Raw genomic sequence first — 19,403 nt, 5'->3', positions numbered from 1 at the left:
CATATAGTGCGTCCACCGATTAGGGGGCATACTTCAGCGTAACGGAATGAAGCGGAAAATCTGTTTCGCTTGCAAGTTAAGGCTCGTTGAGGCAAATGCGCACGTTAGCGATCCGACTTCCTGTAGGAGCGAGATATCAAAATAGATGGCTGAAGCCAAAAAACACTAACGCTCCCTGGGCTACATCGCCAGTCGGGTGCTCTGGTCAGCCCGTGACGAAGCCAGCTCCGATGGGACACCGACGTCGCAACACGGCAATTCTGTCCTCGCCGCGAAGGCCCTCCAGCACAATACGGATTTTGTCCTCGGCCGAATGATGCTTGAGCGCGGCGCGGCGGATGTCCTTGATCGTCTTCTCGGCCGTCCATGTCTGCGGCCCGGATTTTTGTTTCATCTTCGCTTCCTGTGAATGAGCTACGATGAGCCAAAATCCTCTCTTCTCAATTAAGCCAGTTCTGTCTCAGGGGCGCTGATCCGGGACACAGTAGAATGCTACGCCGGGTTACCAGGTTGAGGTCGCCCGCTGCTTCAAAGGCTGGGGCTTCTTTCCGTCTGGTAGCAATTCCTGAAGATGATCGTAAACGACATCCGCGCTGAATGGCTTCTTCACGAATCTTGCCTCTTGAGGCATTTCTCCCTCGCTAGGTTCGATCATACCTGAGGCGACGATGATCCCTATATGCGGCCAGGATGCGTAGCATTGCCGAGCGAGGTGGAAGCCGTTTAGCTCGCCGGGCGGCATCTGCACGTCCGTAAACAGAAGCTGGATGTCCTCGCCGCGTTTCTGGAGAACCAACAATGCCTCCTCGGCGTTCGCCGCTTCCAACACCCTGAAGCCAGCTTCCTCAAGGATATCCACCGCGTCCATTCTGATGAGGCCATCATCATCGACTACGAGAGCGTAGGGTGTGTTTTCGTCGGACATGCGAGGGGATCCTTTTGACCTGTTCGCAGACACAACGCGACGTCATCAAGTTCGATCCATTCTCGTCAGCCGATTGATTGAACACCGATTCTGTGGAGCGCGGGACAGTCGAATTCGGTCTCTTGTTACGAAGCGGATTTCCCGGTGCTTTTGACAGGGATCACTTGTTTTGATCAGTCCAGTGGTACCCTCGCTATGAACGACAGCCCTGAAGGATCATATGCTACGGTCGCCACACCGCCTGCCTCGCTCGCCAGAAGCCGTTGGATCAACTGTGTCCCGAAGCTTGTCCGAGCTGGTGCAACGACGGGCGGCCCACCACGTTCTCGCCAACTCAGCTTTAGCTCACGGCCTGTGGCGTTCGTGTCGATCGACCATTCAATTTCGACGACACCACTCTCGTTCGACAGCGCGCCGTACTTGGTGGCATTTGTCGCCAGTTCGTGCATGACGAGCGCATAGGCTGCCGTGAGATTGGATGGCAACTCGACCTCTGCTCCAACGATTGAAAACCGCGAATGGTCCTCAACACCGAACGGGGCGAGCGTGCGCCTGACGAGCGTCCGAAGCGATGCTCTGCCGAAATCCTCATTGACGAGAAGATCGTTGGCAGTGGCCATCGCATGTATTCTCGCCGCCAGGGTCGCTCCGGCGTCGTCCAGGGAGCCGGCTCGCCTGATCGTCTGCGATACGATCGCCTGCAGTGACGCGAGCGTGTTCTTCAGACGGTGGCTGAGCTCCCGAGCCAGAAGGGCGCGGTGACCCTGCGCCTCCCGTCTCGAGGTGATATCCTGTGTGATGCCTGTGATGGATAACGGCGTGCCGTCTTGTGCGTAACTCGCCTGGCCCCTGATCTGAACCCATTTGAGCTCTCCGGCAGGCGTGACCAGTCTATACTCGGCTTCAAGGAGGGATCTGTCTTTCACGGCTTGATCGATCGCCTCGATCTGCAGAAGGCGATCCTCGGGATGGATCGTTTCCCGCAGGTCATCCAGCGTAAGGGGTTCGTTGGGTGTTCGACCACATATGGATTTGCATTCTGCCGAGGCGGTCAGTTCTCCCGTGACAAAGTCGATGGTCCATATGCCAAGTCTTCCGGCCTCGAGGGCCAAGCGCAGACTTTGTTCGCTAGCGTCAAGTTCGGCGGTGCGCTCCGCGACTTCTCTCTCGAGGTCGGCTTTGCGCCGCTCAATCGCGGCCAGTTCCTCAAGCTCGAGTGTCACATCCTGCTGAGACGCAACGAAGAAGGTGACAGCTCCGTCTTCGAATACGGGGGAGACAAGCAACCTGTTCCAGAAGCTGCTTCTGTCTTTGCGATAGTTGAGAAGATCGACCTCGATTTCTTCGTTTGCGGCGATGGCAGTCCTCAGGCGCGCGACGGATGCCGGGTCTGTCGCCTCACCCTGCAGGAAGCGGCAATTCTGGCCAACAATCTCGTTTTCAGCGTATCCGCTCATCGCGATGAATGCGGCGTTGGCGTATACGATGGGGTTGTCCGTAAGCCTTGGATTGGTGACGACCATCGGCGTCCGCGTCGTATTGACCATGGCAACGAACGGACCAGCGGCGGCCAGGGATCGTTTGAGTTCGTCTGCGGAAACTTGGTCTTGCTTTATATCCATACAGACGCCTTCGAGCACAGGTTTTTTCCTCTTTTAAATCGACCCCGGAAGCAAGTCCATAAGGCCAGGCAGCCGACACCCGTCATCATTTCGTGTTGAGACTTCAAGGATTTCGGACCTGCCACTACGAGACGCGCCGTTCCTTTGCTGTTAAGTTCGGGCCTTGCGTCCCTCAACAAGCACAGGACATGGACGATGTTTACGCACGTAATGATTGGCAGCAACGATCTGGAGCGATCGAAAGCTTTCTACGACGCCACCTTCGCTGCCCTTGGCGTCGGGCCAGGTGAAATCGATGCCAGAGGGAGGCTTGTCTACATACATGCCGGAAGCCGCCTTATGGTAACAACGCCGATTGATGGGAAACCAGCGACGGTCGCCAACGGTGGAACGATCGGTCTTGTCGCTCCAAGCCCTGCCCATGTGAAAGCATGGCACGACGCGGGGACAAGCCACGGAGGGAAGTCGATCGAGACACCGCCGTCAGAGCGTCCTAATGGCTCATTTGTCGCCTATCTTCGTGATCCGGATGGAAACAAGCTCACCGCGCGGACGTTGCCGTCGGCTTGAGTTGGCCATGCACGGGAGGTCTTGTCGCGATGAAAACTGTCTGGAGTAACGGATGCCGAAGCGTCGTGAGAAGTCGGACCTGCCCACTAAGATCTGTCCGGTCTGTAGTAGGCCGTTCTCATGGAGAAAGAAGTGGGAGAAGACCTGGGACAACGTGAAGTTCTGCTCCCAACGATGTCGAGAGACGAAAGACAATCGTAAGGCTATTGAGCCGTCGTTAGCTCGGGCACAGACGTAACTGCTCGATATATGAGGAATAGAAATGGCCGAAGATGCAGGCGTAATAGCTGTGGACCACACCGGATTCTCGGTCGCCTCGTTGGAGGAGGCGATCCAGTTCTGGACTGAGGCGATGGGTTTCGATCTTGCTCGCCAAGGAGAGATGGGTGGCGAGTTCCTTCGGGAGGCCACGGGGGTTGACGATCCGCGCTGCCGAATGGCGCTGGTGACAGCTCCAAATGGCTACCCTATCGAGCTTCTCGAATATTCGACAGGCAGTACGCTGGGGGAGACACCTCGGAGCGCGGGTGCAATCGGCGCCGCGCACATCGCCTTTACGGTTACGGATATCCGCAGGGCGATCGCGCGGGTCGAAAGGGCGGGGTGGGCCGTGAAGGGTTCGCCGCAGCCGATACCGGCCGGACCCCGACGCGGAACATTGGTCGCGTACATCTCTGGCCCGGATGGCATCACCATAGAGCTGATGCAGCCGTCTGTTTAACATTCCCGCGTCGTGCAACGCCTTTAGGTCCGAGGAAGCTGAACCTTTGTAGGTCTTGGTGCATGGGCCAAGCGCCAAAGGTTGTCTCGAAACTGCGAAGTCCATGGCCGGGTTGCGCGAAGAGCGGACATCTTACCCAAAGATTCCCGAATGGAAGTTCCGCTGAACGTGGGGACGACTTTGCCTGCAGTCACGTCGTGGATGCCCTGCAACATCGAGTATCCCTTATCATGGGGCAGATCATCTTGCCGGTGAGCGCGGTGACCGCAGTGCCTTCGCCGGAGTCGTCGTGCGATCGGCTATGACGACCCGCTAGGGGTGTTTGTATTCTGTCCGGAGGTCGGCAAGTACGCTCTGCTTGGCGTAAAATGACTCGAGCTTAGATCCTTGTCCAATGCCGGCAACCTATTGTCAACGTGGGTATTTTTCTGCGTTAAGTATCTGTCGGCGGAACGACGTCGAGGGATGGTTTCGGTCTGCTGTAGCTGTCCCAAATCGCTATTGGCAGGCGCAAATGATGACATTGCTGACCGGTGCCCATCCGATCCTCACCGGCGAAATTAGACAGCCCGCCGAATTCCCGGAAACAGGTACAATCGACGTCACTTGGGATTGGTCGCACGTTATTAGGGGAGGAGAGGCAGACCACCCCTTTCTTCCGCCAAAAAAAACCGTGAAATTATAGTTCAGGTGGCACGGGGTATGGAAGCCGAAGCATTTTTGAAGACCTTTGGACTGACCCGACCATGGGCGCCATCGTGCGGAACTTGCAGGAATGCCGGCGCGCTTTCTTCAGCTCTATCGTGGCAGCCCCGCCTAAGTCCACCTTTTAGGTACCCTGCTACTGGCACTAACAGCTCTTATCGCATCATGAGGACGACAGTCGCCGCATGAACTGGACAGGTTGCACATCCTGGCTTTTCCGTCTTGGGCCACACAGCGACAAGCGTGCTATAGTCCGACTGCCTGACGGAGGCGACGCGGGAGGCTTTGGCATGGACACCGCCGTACTGCGTAATCGATATCCATGGAACAAGGGAATCCTGGTGGGGCAGAAGCGTCCACTACAGCCAAAGAACGTGTGGTCGATCCGCGTTCGACTAGAGATGAGCGGCGCGATCCGGGAACTGGCGCTCTTCAACCTCGCCATCGACAGCAAGCTTCGCGCTTGTGACCTCGTCAAGCTGAAGGTTGAGGACTTATGGTCCGGTAGTTCGATCCGAGATCGAGCGACCATTATCCAAAGAAGACGAAGAGGCCCGTCCAGTTCGAGGTCACCGAGCAGACCAAGATCGCGCTCGTGGCGTGGCTTCCCTTTGTTCGAAGGAACGGCAGCAGCTATCTGTTTCCGAGCATCCGAAAGACGTCGCAGCATCTGTCGACAAGGCAGTATGCGCGGATTGTCCAACGATGGGTCGGGTCAATCGGGCTCGAAAGCAGGGCCTATGGCACTCACTTCCTGAGGAGAACCAAGGCAGCCCAGATTTACAAGAAGACGGGCAACCTTCGAGCAGTCCAGATTCTGCTCGGCCATTCCAAGCTGGAAAGCACCGTCCGTTACCTTGGCGTCGAAGTCGACGACGCCCTTAGAATTGCGGAGCAGATTGAGCTATACCTATCGGCTCGTGGCCATCGCCACTAGCCGGTGGTCTCTTTCGCGCCTTTGCGGTCATTGCACTGTGAAGGACTCCCGTAGGTCGAGAGCCTGATCTGCGGCAATCAGGGGCGAGTGTAGGGTTGACGCCCAAAGAGATATAGCGGTTCGCCCTGCCAGGAAACTGCCACCCCATCATTTAGCTCGTTCACTGCGCGGTAGAGTGCCGCTAAGGGATCAGCGGAAGCTTCTACACCCAGCCGCTTTCGAATAGCCTCCCTTGCCGCGCCGGGCGTGGCGATAGAATAGCCTCCGGTCTCATATGGCCACGGCTTGTTCAATGCCTCGTCCAAGCCCCATTGTTGAACGTAGGCAGCCCAAGCGGCTCGCGTTTGCTGTAAATCTGGTTCACCAACAAACCTCAACGCGTCCCGCCAGCTTGGTAAGCCTGTGGCTATTGCGACGAACTCGTTAAAATTGGACGCAACTATCCCAAATGATCCCTCAGAGTCGATGAGAAGAATTCTTCCGTCCGGCATCAGGTTGAACGATCCGCCACTACCATCCATTGCGAACTGCTGAGATCCTTCGGGGGTGATTATAAATTCGTCCCCATCGATTTGCGGCGGCTCCCCTAACTCTAGTTCAAAAATCGAACCTATCTCAAGTTCGAGCGCAGATGCCTCGATTTTTTGGATAATCTCGCTTCTTGTCATCGCTCCTCCAAATGCTGAAATGTGCCCCAACGTCATCGCAGCGATGACACCGGAGAGCGCCAGTGCCAGTGCTTTTCGTGCCCTCATGACAATTGTTATCCTTTTTTGTTAACGCCGGAACAAGCTTTGTTGCGCGAACACCATGACCGCTTAAGGCCTGCTGCAGACGCAGGTTTCGCGGATTTTAGGTTGCCGATCGTGCATTTGGTGAGAGAAATTTGTACCGAAAGGTTGTTTCCCAACGCTTCCACCGCCTTTGGATCCCAGTCTCTCGTCTCATCATAAGTTCCATAATATATCTTACGCGATATTTTTATGTAAGTGGGTGGGTTCAAGCTTGAAGTGCGACTTGCGAATGATACCAATGGGTTATCAGTCACAAGGAAGATGCAATGGAACGTTCCTACTCCCACATTGATCTTGATGAACGTCGTAAGATCGCCCGCTGGCGAACGGCCGGGCTGAGTGTTGATGCAATCGCAGAGCAGCTTGGCCGGCATCGCTCATCGATCTTTCGTGAGATCAAACGCAACACGTTTATCGACAAGGTCGTGCCAGATCTGACCGGCTATTACTGCGTGACTGCGCATGCCATGTCGTGTGAACGACGTGCGAAACTCGGCAAGTTGGCACGGTTCACTCACGTTCGACAGTCGGTGATCGAACGCATCATACATGGTTGGTCGCCGCAGCAGATTGCTGGTCGTATGCGCCTGGAGCGCCATCCTATCTCGGTCAGTCACGAAACGATCTATAAGTTTGCATACTCGTCCGATGGGCACGCGATCAAGCTATGGCGGCATCTGCCAGAGCATCGCGCTCGACGGCGACCACGACATGCAAGACGCAAGCACGGACAAAGATTTAGCCCAGAACTCAACATCTTGCGCCGGCCAGATGTCGTTGCCGAACGCAAACAATTTGGCCATTGGGAGTGCGATCTGATCCAGTTTCGAAAGAAGTTCGGAAAAGCAAACGTGACATCGCTTGTAGAAAGGGTCAGCCGCTTTGCAATCTTTCTACGCAACAACGACAGACAGTCCCGGCCCGTTATGGATGGCCTTGTTCGTGCGCTGCAAGCCCTGCCCCACCTCGCCCGCCGATCAATCACGTTCGACCGCGGAACAGAGTTTACTGACTGGCCTTATCTTCAGGCGAGCATCGATACGCAAACGTGGTTCTGTGATCCACAATCGCCGTGGCAGAAAGGCACTGTCGAGAATACCAACCGCCGGGTGCGAAAATGGCTTTCGAGAGAAGTCGACCCCCTGACGGTAACAGACGCGGACTTGATAGAAATTTGCAGCCGGCTCAACGCAACGCCGCGCAAATGCCTTGGCTATCGAACGCCTGCAGAAGTTTTCCGCAAGAAAGTTGTCGCGCAGATGCGGCATGCAAGTTAGCTTTGGATGCCCCGTAAGTCGCGATTCATCATGAACTCACACCGCAGAGTTAAAGTGTCCTGAGTGAGCGTCGCCAGATAATGTTGCACTGTCGCCAGACATTCTTGGACTGAGCACCCATAAATCTGGATTCAAGCAATAGTATAGGCAATTTCACCTTGCAAAGACCCAGCCATGGCAGAGTTGATTGACTGGGCCTTCATACGACGGGATAGGCTGGGCGAGCCTGCCCAAGGTCAATCGGAAGCCAAGGAGCCACTACCTCAGGTTCAATAAGCGACTGAAGTCCGCCTTTGGCGCGAAGCCGGCGTGACGATAAAAATTGCTCACTATTACTGGTCTTCAACTCCCGATGAAACGAGTTGACGCTCTGAAAGACTTGAACTCACTAAGTGATCTGATCGACCGCCCATCATCGATGGATGCGAGGTCCAGAATAACTGCGTTTGCGATGGTCATCGGAACGACCAGCGACTGAGACTCGCCCGCACTTCCTCTGGATACAAGGATATGATGTTCCGGTGGTGGATCGATCCGCGTCCCTCCGACGTCTGTCACAGCAAGAGTGGTCGCCCCTCGCTCAGCGGCGACGTCGCGCACGTCCTGCAGAAGCGTTGTCGCTCTTCGGAAGGCGAGCAACCAAACGGCGTCCTTTTCGGTCATCGTCGATAGTATCTCAGCGAGATGCAGCATATTGCCAGCCAGATCGACTGCCTCGTAACCTGACCGATTCAGACGCAGTGTGATTAGTGACGACAAAGCCGCGAAATGGCCGCAGCCGAGGACGAAGACTCGTCTGCTATCTCGAAGACATGTAGAAAACGATCTGATATCACCGTCCGACACGCTGTTGCGCGCCTGCTGAAGTGCCGCGATCTCACTGTCAAGAACGGAGGCGAGTAGGCCATCATCTTCAGCGCGTACCAGTCGTGCTGCCATTCGCGCTGCGGGGTCTTCAAAATCGCCCCCACCATCCGTCAAACTGGATTGCAGGAAACTTCTGAACTCCGGATAGCCTTTAAAACCCAAGCGGCGTGCCAGCCTCACAGCAGAAGCCGGGTGAACGCCCGCGCGCGAGGAAACATCCTTGCCGTTGTCCATTGCCGCTCGGATCGGATCCTGTAAAAGAACGTCAAGAAGGCGTGTATCGGCTTCGGTCAGCTTCGTCGAATAACGATTTATCAGATCGCTGAGTGCCAGCGGCGTATCCAGCTTGTTCATCAATTGTCCGTCCTTCATCATCCGGCACGACCGCTTGCAAGTAGATCGACGCGATTGCCGCTGTGGCTATCGAAGAACAATGCGCGGTCAAGATCGAAGCCAATCCAAAGCTGCTCCGCATTCTTTCCTAGCACTTTTCGCGGGGTAATGACGGTTAGGCGACCTGCAGGTGTCTCGCAATGAAGGAGCATGTCCGATCCAGTCATCTCGGACAGTATTACACGTGCGGGAAGAGCTGCTTGAAGGGGCTTCTCGTTATGGACGGTGAGCAGATCTGGCCGCAGTCCTACCGTCAATCCCCCCTCTCCCACCCAGCTCGGAATCTTGTCGGCAGCGACAAAGTTCATCGGCGGGCTCCCAAGAAAACTGGCTACGAAGCGATTAACCGGACGATCGTAGATCACATCAGGTCGATCGAATTGGAGCAAATGCCCGTCCTTCATGACGGCGATACGATCGGCTAGGGATAGCGCCTCGGTTTGATCATGGGTGACGTAAACGATCGTAGCACCTAACTGGCGATGAAGCTCCTTGATCTCCGTCCGCATTGAGATGCGAAGGGAATTGTCGAGATTGGAAAGCGGCTCATCCATCAAGAAGATAGAGGCATCACGCGCCATAGCTCGCCCCATGGCGACACGCTGACGCTGGCCTCCCGACAGGGCTGCAGGCTTTCGGTCAAGATAAGCATCCAACTGGAGCGTCTTTGCGACGCTCTGGGCTCTTCCATTGCGTTCAGATTTCTTCATACCACGCAGTTCCAAACCGAAAGCGATGTTCTCCCGGACAGTCATGTGCGGGTAAAGAGCATAATTCTGGAAAATCATCGCTATGTCCCGATCCTGTGGCGGAAGATCGTTGGCCCGCTTTCCACCGATCTCGATCGTACCGTCCTCGCATTTATCCAAGCCTGCAATCAGGCGCAGTAACGTGGACTTGCCGCAGCCGGACGGACCTACAATCACCACGAACTCCCCCGGCTGAATGTCGAGCGAAACTCCATGGAGCACTTGAGGGCCATTGACATAGGCTTTTCGGACTTCGCGCAGAGAAATGCTGCTCATGATGACAGCCCCCCGTTGCGGTCCGCGCGGACGGCAATAGCGAGCGTCGGTCGGTCGGTCGTGAAGACCTTCACTTCGAGATCCAACGCCTTGTTTATCTGCATGCGGGTATGAGCTGCCCAGCAACCGAAGTGAAGTCCGGCGTGCTGTATCTTGCTCATCACTTCTCGATCAGCGGTGTCAATATGGACGCCAATCTCGGGGATTTCGTGCGTTATGGCGGTCTCAATAACAGCGTCTGACCCTAACTGTCGCAAAACAGGTGGGCTGACGAGCCACAGCCGAGGCCTGGTGCTTGCGCGCTGAAGTTCGTCCAAAGATGGAATCAAAAAGGACGAGAAAGTAGTGCGCTGAAGCATCGAGCATCGATCAAGTGTCGCGACGACCCTTTCAACGAAGCCATCGTAGGCAAAGCCATCAGCGTTCGGTTTGATTTCACAGCGGAAGTCCACAGCGCTGTCCTCATAGATCACGCACAGTTCCTCTAACGTCATCGGATGGCCAGCAGCGCTGTAACGGATCGTCGCGGCCTTCACCTCTTTGAGTGTCATGTCGATGATCGCACCCGTGGTGTCAGTCGTGGCATCAAGCGTGGGATCGTGATGAACGACAATCGCTCCGTCCGCAGTCGGATGGACGTCAAACTCAACTTCTTCCAACGCCATTCTGGCAGTTGCGGTGAAACCTGCAGGCGTGCTGTCGCCGAATTCCAGCGTACCTCCGCGATGGGATGCAATGCGTGTCATGTGTGAATGTCCTGGATTACTTGACGGCGCCCATGGTGATGCCGCGCACGAGATGGCGCTCCACCAGAAGGAAGCCTATGAGAACGGGAAGAATGGTTATCGTAGAAGCTGCCATGACGAGAGGCCAGTCGATGAGGCCTTCGCCGGGGTTGATGCGATAAAGGCGAGCAAGCCCGATTTGAAGCGTATACATGTCCTGCTTGCCGACCGCGACCAGCGGCCAGATGTAGTTGTTCCATTCCGTCATGAAGATATAGAGCGCCATTGATGCGATGGCAGGACGTGATAGCGGCACGATGATGCGCCACAGAACCTGGAGCGACGTCGCTCCGTCCATGTACGCAGCTTCGTCAAGCGCTTTCGGGATGCCCCGTATATACTGCCTCAAGAAAAAGGCGGCGAAACCGTTGGATATCGCCGGAAGAATGAGTCCAGCATAACTGTCCAGTAGACCAACCTTCGCCAACGTCAGGTAGTTTGGAATGAGGCTGATATGGCTTGGGATCATCAGCGTCGCGACGGTTGCCGCGAACAGAAAATCACCGCCCTTGAACGAATACCGGGCGAAGGCGTAGGCGGCCATGGTGGCGAAGGTAATGCCAAGCAGCGTCACCATCCCTGAAACGATCAGACTGTTCAGTAGGTAACGGGCAAAGTTGTACTGCCCGACAGCGCGCGCATAATTGTCCAGGGTGAACCCGAGCTCGCCTGCGTAGTAGGCATCCACCGTCTGGAAAGACATCCAGATGGAATAGAGCACGGGAGAGAGAAACAGCAGGCCGGCGACCAAGGCCAGCGTGCCAAGAAGTGGGTTTTCAGGCTTCATAATGCACCTTCCGGCCGATGATGCGAGATTTCAGTATCGCGAGTCCAACCAGCAGGATGAACAGCAAAACCGCCAGCGCCGATCCCCGCCCGATATCGAAAAGCACGAATCCGATCTCATAAAGCAGGTTGACGAGCATGTCGGTTGCGCCTGCCGGACCGCCTTTCGTCATCACATTGACGATCGTGAAAACCTGGAAAGCCTCGATGACTGAGATCACTAAGAGGAAATAGGTTGTCGGCATGACGAGCGGCATGGTGATCCGGTGGAACACATGCAAACGCTTTCCGCCATCGACGGCTGCTGCGTCATAAAGCTCCCGCGGAATGGCCTGCAGGCCCGCGATATAGATGACGATATCGTAGCCGATCTGCTTCCACGTATTGACGAAGATCAATACCCAGAGCGCAAGATGTGGGTTCTGTAGCCACTGGACCTTGCCTAGACCGAAAGTGCCGAGCAATGCGTTGACCATGCCGTAGTCCGTGGAGAAAACCCAGGAGAACACGACCGCGATGGAGACCGTGGACGTCACCGAAGGCAGAAACAGGGCGCCGCGTAGTAGACGCACATGCATGGACTCGCGCACGAGATAGGCCGCAATTACCAGTGCAAGGCCGAGCCGCAGCGGCACAGAAAACACTGCGAACATAGTTGTTACCCAAAGCGAGTTCCACAGATCACGCGAGGCCAGCAACTGTTCGTAATTGCGAAACCCAACGAAAGGCATGTCAGGCGACAGGAAATTCCATTCGCGAAAGCTGAGGTTGAAGCTCGCGAGGATGGGAATGTAGGTGAACAGCGCGATGAAGATCATCAGCGGCGCCACATAAAGATAAGGTGTGAGCTTGCGAAGCATGTATTGATCGCACCGACAGACGCTTGAGGTGCACCGTCGGTGCCCTTTTTTACATGAGGATCAGTTGCTGACGCGTTTTTCTTCGGCGCGCGTCTGCGCAGCAAAGTCCTTCATCGTCGCGTCGACATCACGCTGACCTAGCGCCATGGCTTCCCACATTTTGTATTCGGTGGTGCGCATCCAGGTGACTACGGTGGTCCGAGCGCGGCCGTGCGCGACGGGCAGAGATTCGATTGCTACATCGATGCCAGGCTGTGTTGCCAGAGCTTCCTTGGCGACCGGAAGGTCCGCGCTCTTCTTGTTGATCGGAAGGTAGCCTGTCCCAGCAAACCACGTTGCGTTTGCCTCAGGTGATGCTGCGTAGCTTATGAACTTGTACGCCGCGTCCTGCACATTCTTCTCAGACGTGGACATGACGCCAATTCCAGCGCCTCCAATCGGAACGGAACACGTCTTGTTGCATGGCATTGGCCGAACAACCAGATTGTCTCCTAGCGCCTTTTTCGAGCCGACGTAATTGCCCGTCGAGTTCATCATGATTCCGACCTTCTTGGCGAGAAAGGCATCGCGACCGTTGTCCTCCTCGGTCACACCGTCGGGAGATGCAACCTTGCTGTCTTTAACCAGCGATGCCATCCACTGATAGGCTTCGATCGTGTTCGGTTTATCCAAAAGGATCTCACCGGTCTTCGGATCGACCATTTCGCTATCATTAGCCATGACCAGACCCCAGCGCGCAAACTGTCCCGGAGCTGCGATACCGGAAATACCCTGGGAGCCAAGCTTTTCGCTGATGGTCTTGGCTGCAGCAGAGATATCTTCGAACGTCTTGAGGGGCGTATCGGCCGGGAGGCCAGCGCGGGCGAAGATGTCCTTGTTGAAATAAAGGACCGGGGTAGATGAGTTGAACGGTACGACGTAATTCTTGCCGTTGATCACCCCGACTTCCCGAGCGTAGTCGTAGAGATCTGCCTTCAGAGGATCGGCGTCAAAATACGGGGTAAGATCGGTCAGCAGATTGTTGTTCGCAAACAGTCCGTAGCGTGTGACTTCAAGGATAACCGCATCTGGTGCGCGACGCGCAGGAATGGCGGCCTGAAGCTTGGCGATGACGTCGTTGTAGCTGCCGACATACTCGGCTTCGATATCAATATCTGGGTTAGCGGCTTTGAAACCCGCGATAATCTTGTCGAGCGCTTCGCCATTCGATTTGTTGAAGCTGTGCCAAAATTTCACGGTTGTGGCAGCATCGGCCGAGGAAACGCCAGCGGCGAGTGAAAGGACGCTGGCCGCGAGGGTAAGCTGCAATTTCTGTAACATCCGTATCTCCTGTGCAAAAGTAATTGCAATGACGGCTGTGTAGCAATTTCAAGAGACACTTTCTTGAAGTCCAGACGAAGCTTTTGTGACACCTCGCACGTGCTGCTTGATGGGGCGGTTAGGGCAATCTCCCCGTTCTTGGTGGATGCAGAGTTGGTCCCTGCGCTTATCACTTCCGGCAGCAAAACCTTCGTGGCTACCGAGAGTGTTGATGCGGCTGCCTGCCAAGAGCGCGTCATCAGGATTTTGGATGGTGGCACTGAAGCGTTCTCCCGTCGCAGAGCAATTTACGCATTGGAAGGTAAACGCAGCGAGAGTGCGTCCATTTTACTCGGGGTCATATCCGCAGGATTTGAAGTAGTTGGCGCATTCCTGCGGCTCGATGGCAAACCGTGCTCCATAACCCCTCGACTGTCTGCTCGGCTTTGCCGCGCAAGATAGCTTTGAGCTTGGCGAACGCCTTCTCGATGAGGTTAAAGTCAGGGCTGTAGGAAGGTAGAGCGAACGACACCCCGCAGTTTGATTGCGTGACGCACTCCCTCCGCCTTATGTGCGGGCAGATTGTCCATGATGACGATGTCGCCCGGTGCCAAGTTGGAATGAGAACCTGTTGCAGATAGGCCTGGAATACAGCCCCGTTCATCGCACCCTCCAAGACCATGGGCGCCATGTGCCGCAAGGAAGTCCGCACGCTGGCTCAGTCGCTGACGCTGCACTATGACAAGGTGATCTTCATTCTCGATCCAACGGAACAGACAACGGCGCTCGCGGGTCAGAAAGTCATCGTATGCGATTATCCAGACGGCCGCCTGGAGATCATGGCCCCTGAACATTAAAGGGGCACAGATATACGGTAGATTTTTGCACTGGCTAGCAAAGTGCCGCGGCTTGAAATTTCGATTTTGGTTTCCCATAACCTAGAGTTACGACTTTACGGGGTAATCGAAACTGTTCTCCGCTGTTTCCATGCTTTTGCCACAATGATTGATTGCATTCTGTCTAGATTTTGACAGCTGATTGATTTTTTACTCTATCCGATCACCGGGGTTCCCCATGACCGACCAGCCATCGTCCGCCGATTTCATCCAGGCCAGCCGTGTTTTGAAGGTCAAGTCGCCGCTCGGCGAAGATCAGTTGCTGCCCGAGCGGATGGTGATCAATGAAGGCGTTTCGCAGCTTTTCGAGATACAGTTGAATGTCCGCGCCAAAAAGGAATCGGTCAAGCCAGAGGAACTGATCGGCAGGCTGGTCGACGTCTCGATTGAGGTGAGCCAAGGCGATGGAGAAGGCGGCGGTATTCGTCGCCCGTTCAACGGTTTGGTGACCGACCTGCATGAAGGGCCGCCGATCACCCGAGGCCTGCGCTCCTACGCCATGACTATCCGCCCACAAATGTGGCTGCTCTCTCGCCGTTCCGACTGCCGTATCTGGATGGACAAGACCTCGGTGGATGTTGTCGAAACGCTGTTTTCCGAACACGGCATCCCGGCTCCTGATACGTCGGGCGTCATCAAAACTCCCCGGCACAAGAGTACAGTGTGCAATATAATGAGAACGATTTATCCTATCTTCTCAGACGCTTAGAGGAAGACGGTCTTTTCTACTTTTTCAGCCACGAAGACGGTTCTCACAAGCTGCATGTGGCCGATACCGCCAATGGCTGGCTGGGACCCTCGCCTTCAGCACAGGGTGAAGGCAGGGTGCGGCTGGCACAGGGTTCTTCGGATCGCAACCACATCAATGACTGGGCTCGCCGGTTTTCCTATGTGCCAGGCCAGCGCGCCGGTGCCGACTGGAACTTCGAGACACCCGGCATGGTGCCCAGCAATATGACACCTTCACTGGTGCAGATGCCGGATGCGACCAAGCGCGAGCTTTATGAGTACCCAGCCCGTATCAAGACCGTGGAAGAGGCAGAGCGCGCCCAGAAACTCCGTGCGCAATCCATCGAAGCCGACCATGACCGCGTTTTCGGCGGATCCACCTCCCGCATTCTCGAAGCCGGTCGCCGCTTCACGCCTTACGAAGTGGCCCATCCCGAACACGAATACGAAGAACACGTCATCATAAAAGCAAGCCACACGATCGTGGATCGCTCCTATGAAACCAACAGCAACGAACCGGAATACCGCAACACCTTCGAGGCCATCCCCGCCCGCGTTCCGCTCACTCCGCACCGCACGATGAGATGCGACGAGCTCTGGCAGACATCCGCTACCGATGCGCCTTTCTGATGCGGCGCATCGGGATGCATATATGCGACGAGACTACTCAGCTAACCATCAGGTCGCACAACGGAATCAACTTCGAGGTGGGCAGTCGGTCGCTTCCGTGACGGTAACCAACCCTGCGATGCATACCATCGCGCCTATGCCGCCACTGAGCCGAACACCCTCTCACAATAGATGCGCAGCTTGTCCGGTCGATCTGCTGTCCCGCGATACGCAATGTGTCCGTCAGGCCGGACAAGAACCAGCGCGGGAGAGCTGAGGTCGTAGGCGGAGTGCGCTTCATTATCCAGATCAGATAGAAAGAAGAGGTCATCTTCTCTCACAAAACCCGCCCCGAGAACGAGCCTGGGGCGAATGAAGCTCCAGTTTCGCACCTCGGCACAAGCAGCATGCAGTGACGCGACAGCATCTGGGTCTCGCCCATCGAATGCGAGAAGCGTCCAGCCCCAACTGCGGCCGTCGGGATTGTAGAGATGCTCGAACATGGTCGTTGAGGTTCCATCCGATGCGATGACCTTGGCGTCCGGTGCCCGGTCACCCGCCTTCGGCGCGCCCTGCCCGACCAGATCCGCAAGGCCCGTCAGATGATCCTCGTTAAGCGGGCTCTCCGGATAGGCCACGGACAATTGTTGAAGATCGGCACTGCCCTGGATCATCGCGCCTATGTCGGGCAGGAAGCGCGCGGCTAGATCAAAGGCCGCGTCCTTGACGGCTCCGCGATATACACTGTTTTCGAAGCCGCGGACCTGCTGACCGTCTAGCCGGCGATGCTCGCCACCGCGTTCGGCGCCGTAGGAATCCAGCAGGACCGGCGAAGCGCTGCCGTTCAACGCCATGGCGAGCCGCCAGGCGATGCCGACTGCGTCGTGGAGGCCGGAATTCATGCCCTGCCCGCCAGCCGGCAGCGACTCGTGGCCAGCGTCGCCGACGAGGAACACCCGTCCCTTGGAATAATGATCTGCGGCGCCATGCTGGAAACGGCTATGGGTCAGCCAGATGGGATCAGTCAGCGTCAGAGACGCATCTTCCGTCACCTCCCGCGCGATCGCCTGCATCTCCTCCAGGGTCGGGTCTCGGTCGGGAATATCCGTGTCGTCAGACAGGAAGAATAGACGATGATATCCCTCCCAGACTGGTAGCACGCCGCAAAAGCCCCGTTGGTAGTAGAAGAACCACAGATGATCGAAGTCTGTCGAACGGCGCCAATCAAGCTTGGCATCAAGCTGCCGGTTGATGACATGAGGCAGTTTCTGAAGCTCAAAATCGAGCCCCAGTTCCTTTCGAACAAAGCCATCATGGCCATCTGCACCGATCAGGTAGCGGCATCGTACCTGCTCTACTGGCCCCTCGACCTGATGGTCATTATCTTCGCTGACGGTCGCAATGGCTACAAGAACGCCGTCTGCGTCCTGCTCGAAGGCCACGACCTTGCGGCCGCGCTCAACCCGACCACCTGCAGTTTCGATCTGTTCCGATAACGTTGTCTCGATCACATCCTGACCGCTGTAGAGAACCGGCCCATAAGGGCTTTGCACGTCGGCGATCATCACCGGGTTCACTGGGCGTCCGTTCAGAAGCGTGTTTACCTGCGTGATGCGATAGGATTTCTTGGCAAGTGCATCGCGAATGCCGATGCTTGCCAGCAATTCCTGCGGGCGCGCCCACAGATTGTTGGCACGCGAGTGGGGCTTGGGGTGAAGCCGCTGCTCGAAAATACGAAATCCAATACCGTGATGGGCAAGGGCACAGGCTGTTGTCAGACCGATCGGCCCAGCGCCGATGATAATCACGTGCGTGTCGAAACCGTCAGACTTGGGTGCCATGGTCATCTCTTTCTCCTTGGTGTGGATTGGATAGGTCGGCGGTGGCGGCGAGGAGTGTTTCGTCCAGGACGTCGTTCAGGTCCTTTAGGACCGCCATGGCGGCAACGAGACGCTCGCTGCCAATCCGATCAAGGATCCGGCAATCGAGCGGAAGTACCGCCTCTTCAGCTGAGGTGAGCGCTGCCCGGCCCGCAGGGGTCAGGACCACGAGTTTTGCCCGTCGGTGATGAGGGTTGGGCTCAAAGCACACCAAGCCGCGTCCGACCAGCAGGTCCACGACACGCTGCACTGCCTGACGCGTGAGCCCCATATTGCGGGCGATGTGCGCCACCGGTAGTGGCACCGGTGAATAGCCGAGCGCACCGAGCACCTGCCACCATGCGGTGGTAAGCCCGAGAGGCTGGACGAGTACAGTGCCCGCATTCACCAATCGGCCATTCGTTTCGAAGACAGCGAGGACAAGCTCCCGAACATTCTTCTGTGCATCTGCGGCAATCATGACAACCTGCACCCATTAAGACAATAGACTGTCAATGCGTCACTGGAGCTTTCGTTCCGCGACGGCTACCCATTTCCCAGCAGAACTGGCGTTGAACGAGCCTCGAGCAAGAACGCAGGCGCTTCTTGCCAGAGTCGCTTCACGATAAGCGCACCGAATGCCTTTACAGTCAGGCAGTGGGAAGCGAGACGTGAGAACTGGAAGACCCCGCTGTCGGCCGAAAATGGACATCCGTTTTGTTGCCCAAACGTGGGCGATACGCCCAGCTCAAATGTCCTCACTCGCCAATCGCTTGCGACGACTGCTTCAGCAGATCCTGGACTTTGGCGCGATTGTTGTTGCCCCAGTCACACAAGGGGACCAACGCTTTGACGAGCGTGTCCCCGAAGGGCGTCAGTTCATAATCAACCATGGGCGGTACGCACTGGTGATCTCGGCGCACGAGGACGCCCATTCCAACCAGATCGCGCAACTGCTGGATCAACACCTTCTCACTGATCCCGCCGACCCGCCTCTTCAGTTCCGAGAAGCGTGTGGGGCCGCCCTGGACATGGTAGAGGATCAAAGGCTTCCACTTCCCGCCGATGAACATCAACGAAACGTCCAGACCACATGGCGTATTAGTCTTCTCCATAAATCTCACACTTACCTTTTTGTAGGTTCTACCGTCTGGGTAATTGCCAGCTTATGTAACCGCTCATCTGAGGCCCGACAATGTCTCAGCTATCGAACACAGAAAGCAAAGGTCTGATTATGAGCGACAACATCCAAACAATCAGAGATCTCTACGCCGCCGCCGAGGGACACTCGTTAGATCTAGAGACGTTCGTCTCCTTCTTTTCTGCGGATGCGTATGTTCGCAATGTGCCGGCAGGAGCTGAATTTCGGGGTGGGGATATCGCCCTTGTCGCGAGCGGCATGGCAGACGCGTTTCCGGACATTCATCGAGAGATCTTCGATATATACGCGTTGAACGATGTGATCGTTGTAGAGCTCGCAATTCGCGGCACCAACGAAGGGCCACTTGTGACGCGCCAGGGCAGCATGCCTGCGACTGGAAAAGTTATCGATGTTCCTTGCTGTGATGTCTTTCATATGAGGGAAGGCAAGGTGATCTCATTTCACTGCTACAACGCAGCTTCAATCATGATGGAGCAACTGGGGCCTGTTGGCGGCTCGAAAGCCGGATGATCCGTTTCAACAATGTTGTCCCTCAAGGACCGCGCTGCGGGAGGGAGATCACTGGTCTTCGACGATGGCGAA

17 protein-coding genes and 4 pseudogenes are annotated in these 19,403 nt (G+C 56.1%); 8 read left to right on the top strand and 13 right to left on the bottom strand.

Features of this window, described 5'->3' with window-relative positions:
• Nucleotides 1-238: 238 nt before the first annotated feature.
• From ASF69_RS21790 to ASF69_RS21780, 3 genes and pseudogenes are all read right to left on the bottom strand, one after another.
• Nucleotides 239-394: pseudogene (locus tag ASF69_RS21790) on the bottom strand (IS3 family transposase); the annotation flags it as partial.
• A gap of 108 nt (nucleotides 395-502) precedes the next feature.
• On the bottom strand, nucleotides 503-925 hold the full coding sequence (locus tag ASF69_RS21785) for a response regulator (protein ID WP_062590600.1): 423 nt from the start codon (nucleotides 923-925) through the stop codon (nucleotides 503-505).
• Nucleotides 926-1,098: 173 nt separating this feature from the next.
• Nucleotides 1,099-2,547, bottom strand: a complete 1,449-nt coding sequence (locus ASF69_RS21780; RefSeq protein ID WP_082469827.1) for a PAS domain-containing protein — start codon at nucleotides 2,545-2,547, stop codon at nucleotides 1,099-1,101.
• 195 nt (nucleotides 2,548-2,742) lie between these two features.
• On the opposite strand from ASF69_RS21780, the gene ASF69_RS21775 reads away from it, so the two are divergent.
• From ASF69_RS21775 to ASF69_RS21765, 4 genes and pseudogenes are all read left to right on the top strand, one after another.
• Nucleotides 2,743-3,117 carry a VOC family protein gene (locus ASF69_RS21775; protein WP_062590598.1) on the top strand — a complete coding sequence of 125 codons (375 nt, stop codon included), beginning with the start codon at nucleotides 2,743-2,745 and terminating at the stop codon, nucleotides 3,115-3,117.
• 52 nt (nucleotides 3,118-3,169) lie between these two features.
• Nucleotides 3,170-3,355 carry a DUF2256 domain-containing protein gene (locus ASF69_RS22930; protein ID WP_082469826.1) on the top strand — a complete coding sequence of 62 codons (186 nt, stop codon included), beginning with the start codon at nucleotides 3,170-3,172 and terminating at the stop codon, nucleotides 3,353-3,355.
• A 51-nt stretch (nucleotides 3,356-3,406) separates the two neighbouring features.
• Nucleotides 3,407-3,838 (top strand): VOC family protein, encoded by a 432-nt coding sequence (locus ASF69_RS21770; protein ID WP_244475557.1) that lies wholly within the window; start codon nucleotides 3,407-3,409, stop codon nucleotides 3,836-3,838.
• Nucleotides 3,839-4,833: 995 nt separating this feature from the next.
• Nucleotides 4,834-5,480: pseudogene (locus ASF69_RS21765) on the top strand (tyrosine-type recombinase/integrase).
• A 77-nt stretch (nucleotides 5,481-5,557) separates the two neighbouring features.
• Here ASF69_RS21765 and ASF69_RS21760 read toward each other — a convergent pair.
• Nucleotides 5,558-6,235, bottom strand: coding sequence for a hypothetical protein (locus tag ASF69_RS21760; RefSeq protein ID WP_062590594.1), 678 nt, complete (start codon nucleotides 6,233-6,235; stop codon nucleotides 5,558-5,560).
• A 305-nt stretch (nucleotides 6,236-6,540) separates the two neighbouring features.
• Here ASF69_RS21760 and ASF69_RS21755 point away from each other — a divergent pair, with 305 nt between their 5' ends.
• Nucleotides 6,541-7,551, top strand: a complete 1,011-nt coding sequence (locus tag ASF69_RS21755) for an IS30 family transposase (protein WP_062590592.1) — start codon at nucleotides 6,541-6,543, stop codon at nucleotides 7,549-7,551.
• A 342-nt stretch (nucleotides 7,552-7,893) separates the two neighbouring features.
• Here ASF69_RS21755 and ASF69_RS21750 read toward each other — a convergent pair whose 3' ends face one another.
• The 6 genes from ASF69_RS21750 to ASF69_RS21725 are packed head-to-tail and all read right to left on the bottom strand — an operon-like array spanning nucleotide 7,894 to nucleotide 13,587.
• Nucleotides 7,894-8,772: a MurR/RpiR family transcriptional regulator gene (locus tag ASF69_RS21750; protein ID WP_062590845.1), complete on the bottom strand. Its 879-nt coding sequence runs from the start codon at nucleotides 8,770-8,772 to the stop codon at nucleotides 7,894-7,896.
• 17 nt (nucleotides 8,773-8,789) lie between these two features.
• Nucleotides 8,790-9,836 (bottom strand): ABC transporter ATP-binding protein, encoded by a 1,047-nt coding sequence (locus ASF69_RS21745; RefSeq protein WP_062590591.1) that lies wholly within the window; start codon nucleotides 9,834-9,836, stop codon nucleotides 8,790-8,792.
• Nucleotides 9,833-10,582 (bottom strand): glycerophosphodiester phosphodiesterase family protein, encoded by a 750-nt coding sequence (locus tag ASF69_RS21740; RefSeq protein WP_062590589.1) that lies wholly within the window; start codon nucleotides 10,580-10,582, stop codon nucleotides 9,833-9,835. The genes ASF69_RS21745 and ASF69_RS21740 overlap by 4 nt, the downstream gene beginning before the upstream one ends.
• A 16-nt stretch (nucleotides 10,583-10,598) precedes the next feature.
• On the bottom strand, nucleotides 10,599-11,408 hold the full coding sequence (locus ASF69_RS21735; RefSeq protein WP_062590587.1) for a carbohydrate ABC transporter permease: 810 nt from the start codon (nucleotides 11,406-11,408) through the stop codon (nucleotides 10,599-10,601).
• Entirely contained in the window at nucleotides 11,398-12,267 is an 870-nt protein-coding gene (locus tag ASF69_RS21730) for a sugar ABC transporter permease (RefSeq protein ID WP_062590585.1), read from the bottom strand. Before ASF69_RS21730 ends, ASF69_RS21735 begins: the two co-directional genes overlap by 11 nt.
• 60 nt (nucleotides 12,268-12,327) lie before the next feature.
• Nucleotides 12,328-13,587: an ABC transporter substrate-binding protein gene (locus ASF69_RS21725; RefSeq protein WP_062590583.1), complete on the bottom strand. Its 1,260-nt coding sequence runs from the start codon at nucleotides 13,585-13,587 to the stop codon at nucleotides 12,328-12,330.
• A 637-nt stretch (nucleotides 13,588-14,224) separates the two neighbouring features.
• On the opposite strand from ASF69_RS21725, the pseudogene ASF69_RS23215 reads away from it, so the two are divergent.
• Both ASF69_RS23215 and tssI read left to right on the top strand, forming a co-directional pair.
• Nucleotides 14,225-14,408, top strand: a pseudogene (locus ASF69_RS23215) (ISNCY family transposase); the annotation flags it as partial.
• Between the two features lie 232 nt (nucleotides 14,409-14,640).
• A pseudogene (tssI, locus tag ASF69_RS21715) lies at nucleotides 14,641-15,767 on the top strand (type VI secretion system tip protein TssI/VgrG); the annotation flags it as partial.
• Between the two features lie 188 nt (nucleotides 15,768-15,955).
• Here tssI and ASF69_RS21710 read toward each other — a convergent pair.
• The 3 genes from ASF69_RS21710 to ASF69_RS21700 form a co-directional block, all read right to left on the bottom strand.
• On the bottom strand, nucleotides 15,956-17,647 hold the full coding sequence (locus tag ASF69_RS21710; protein ID WP_062590581.1) for an FAD-dependent monooxygenase: 1,692 nt from the start codon (nucleotides 17,645-17,647) through the stop codon (nucleotides 15,956-15,958).
• A complete protein-coding gene (locus ASF69_RS21705) occupies nucleotides 17,625-18,152 on the bottom strand; it encodes a MarR family transcriptional regulator (RefSeq protein WP_244475556.1) in 528 nt (175 codons plus the stop codon). Before ASF69_RS21705 ends, ASF69_RS21710 begins: the two co-directional genes overlap by 23 nt.
• 265 nt (nucleotides 18,153-18,417) lie before the next feature.
• Entirely contained in the window at nucleotides 18,418-18,774 is a 357-nt protein-coding gene (locus tag ASF69_RS21700) for a helix-turn-helix domain-containing protein (protein ID WP_062590578.1), read from the bottom strand.
• Nucleotides 18,775-18,893: 119 nt separating this feature from the next.
• On the opposite strand from ASF69_RS21700, the gene ASF69_RS21695 reads away from it, so the two are divergent.
• Nucleotides 18,894-19,331, top strand: a complete 438-nt coding sequence (locus ASF69_RS21695) for a nuclear transport factor 2 family protein (RefSeq protein WP_062590576.1) — start codon at nucleotides 18,894-18,896, stop codon at nucleotides 19,329-19,331.
• Nucleotides 19,332-19,403: the final 72 nt, after the last annotated feature.

Source organism: Rhizobium sp. Leaf311 (assembly GCF_001423445.1).
In the GTDB taxonomy this organism is placed as follows: domain Bacteria; phylum Pseudomonadota; class Alphaproteobacteria; order Rhizobiales; family Rhizobiaceae; genus Agrobacterium.
This window is presented reverse-complemented; position numbering and strand designations above follow the sequence as displayed.

Coding starts and splice junctions, on each gene's coding strand:
- ASF69_RS21785 (WP_062590600.1), bottom strand. CDS start 925: ATGTCCGACGAAAACACACCCTACGCTCTCGTAGTCGATGATGATGGC.
- ASF69_RS21780 (WP_082469827.1), bottom strand. CDS start 2,547: ATGGATATAAAGCAAGACCAAGTTTCCGCAGACGAACTCAAACGATCC.
- ASF69_RS21775 (WP_062590598.1), top strand. CDS start 2,743: ATGTTTACGCACGTAATGATTGGCAGCAACGATCTGGAGCGATCGAAA.
- ASF69_RS22930 (WP_082469826.1), top strand. CDS start 3,170: ATGCCGAAGCGTCGTGAGAAGTCGGACCTGCCCACTAAGATCTGTCCG.
- ASF69_RS21760 (WP_062590594.1), bottom strand. CDS start 6,235: ATGAGGGCACGAAAAGCACTGGCACTGGCGCTCTCCGGTGTCATCGCT.
- ASF69_RS21755 (WP_062590592.1), top strand. CDS start 6,541: ATGGAACGTTCCTACTCCCACATTGATCTTGATGAACGTCGTAAGATC.
- ASF69_RS21750 (WP_062590845.1), bottom strand. CDS start 8,772: ATGAACAAGCTGGATACGCCGCTGGCACTCAGCGATCTGATAAATCGT.
- ASF69_RS21745 (WP_062590591.1), bottom strand. CDS start 9,836: ATGAGCAGCATTTCTCTGCGCGAAGTCCGAAAAGCCTATGTCAATGGC.
- ASF69_RS21740 (WP_062590589.1), bottom strand. CDS start 10,582: ATGACACGCATTGCATCCCATCGCGGAGGTACGCTGGAATTCGGCGAC.
- ASF69_RS21735 (WP_062590587.1), bottom strand. CDS start 11,408: ATGAAGCCTGAAAACCCACTTCTTGGCACGCTGGCCTTGGTCGCCGGC.
- ASF69_RS21730 (WP_062590585.1), bottom strand. CDS start 12,267: ATGCTTCGCAAGCTCACACCTTATCTTTATGTGGCGCCGCTGATGATC.
- ASF69_RS21725 (WP_062590583.1), bottom strand. CDS start 13,587: ATGTTACAGAAATTGCAGCTTACCCTCGCGGCCAGCGTCCTTTCACTC.
- ASF69_RS21710 (WP_062590581.1), bottom strand. CDS start 17,647: ATGACCATGGCACCCAAGTCTGACGGTTTCGACACGCACGTGATTATC.
- ASF69_RS21700 (WP_062590578.1), bottom strand. CDS start 18,774: ATGGAGAAGACTAATACGCCATGTGGTCTGGACGTTTCGTTGATGTTC.
- ASF69_RS21695 (WP_062590576.1), top strand. CDS start 18,894: ATGAGCGACAACATCCAAACAATCAGAGATCTCTACGCCGCCGCCGAG.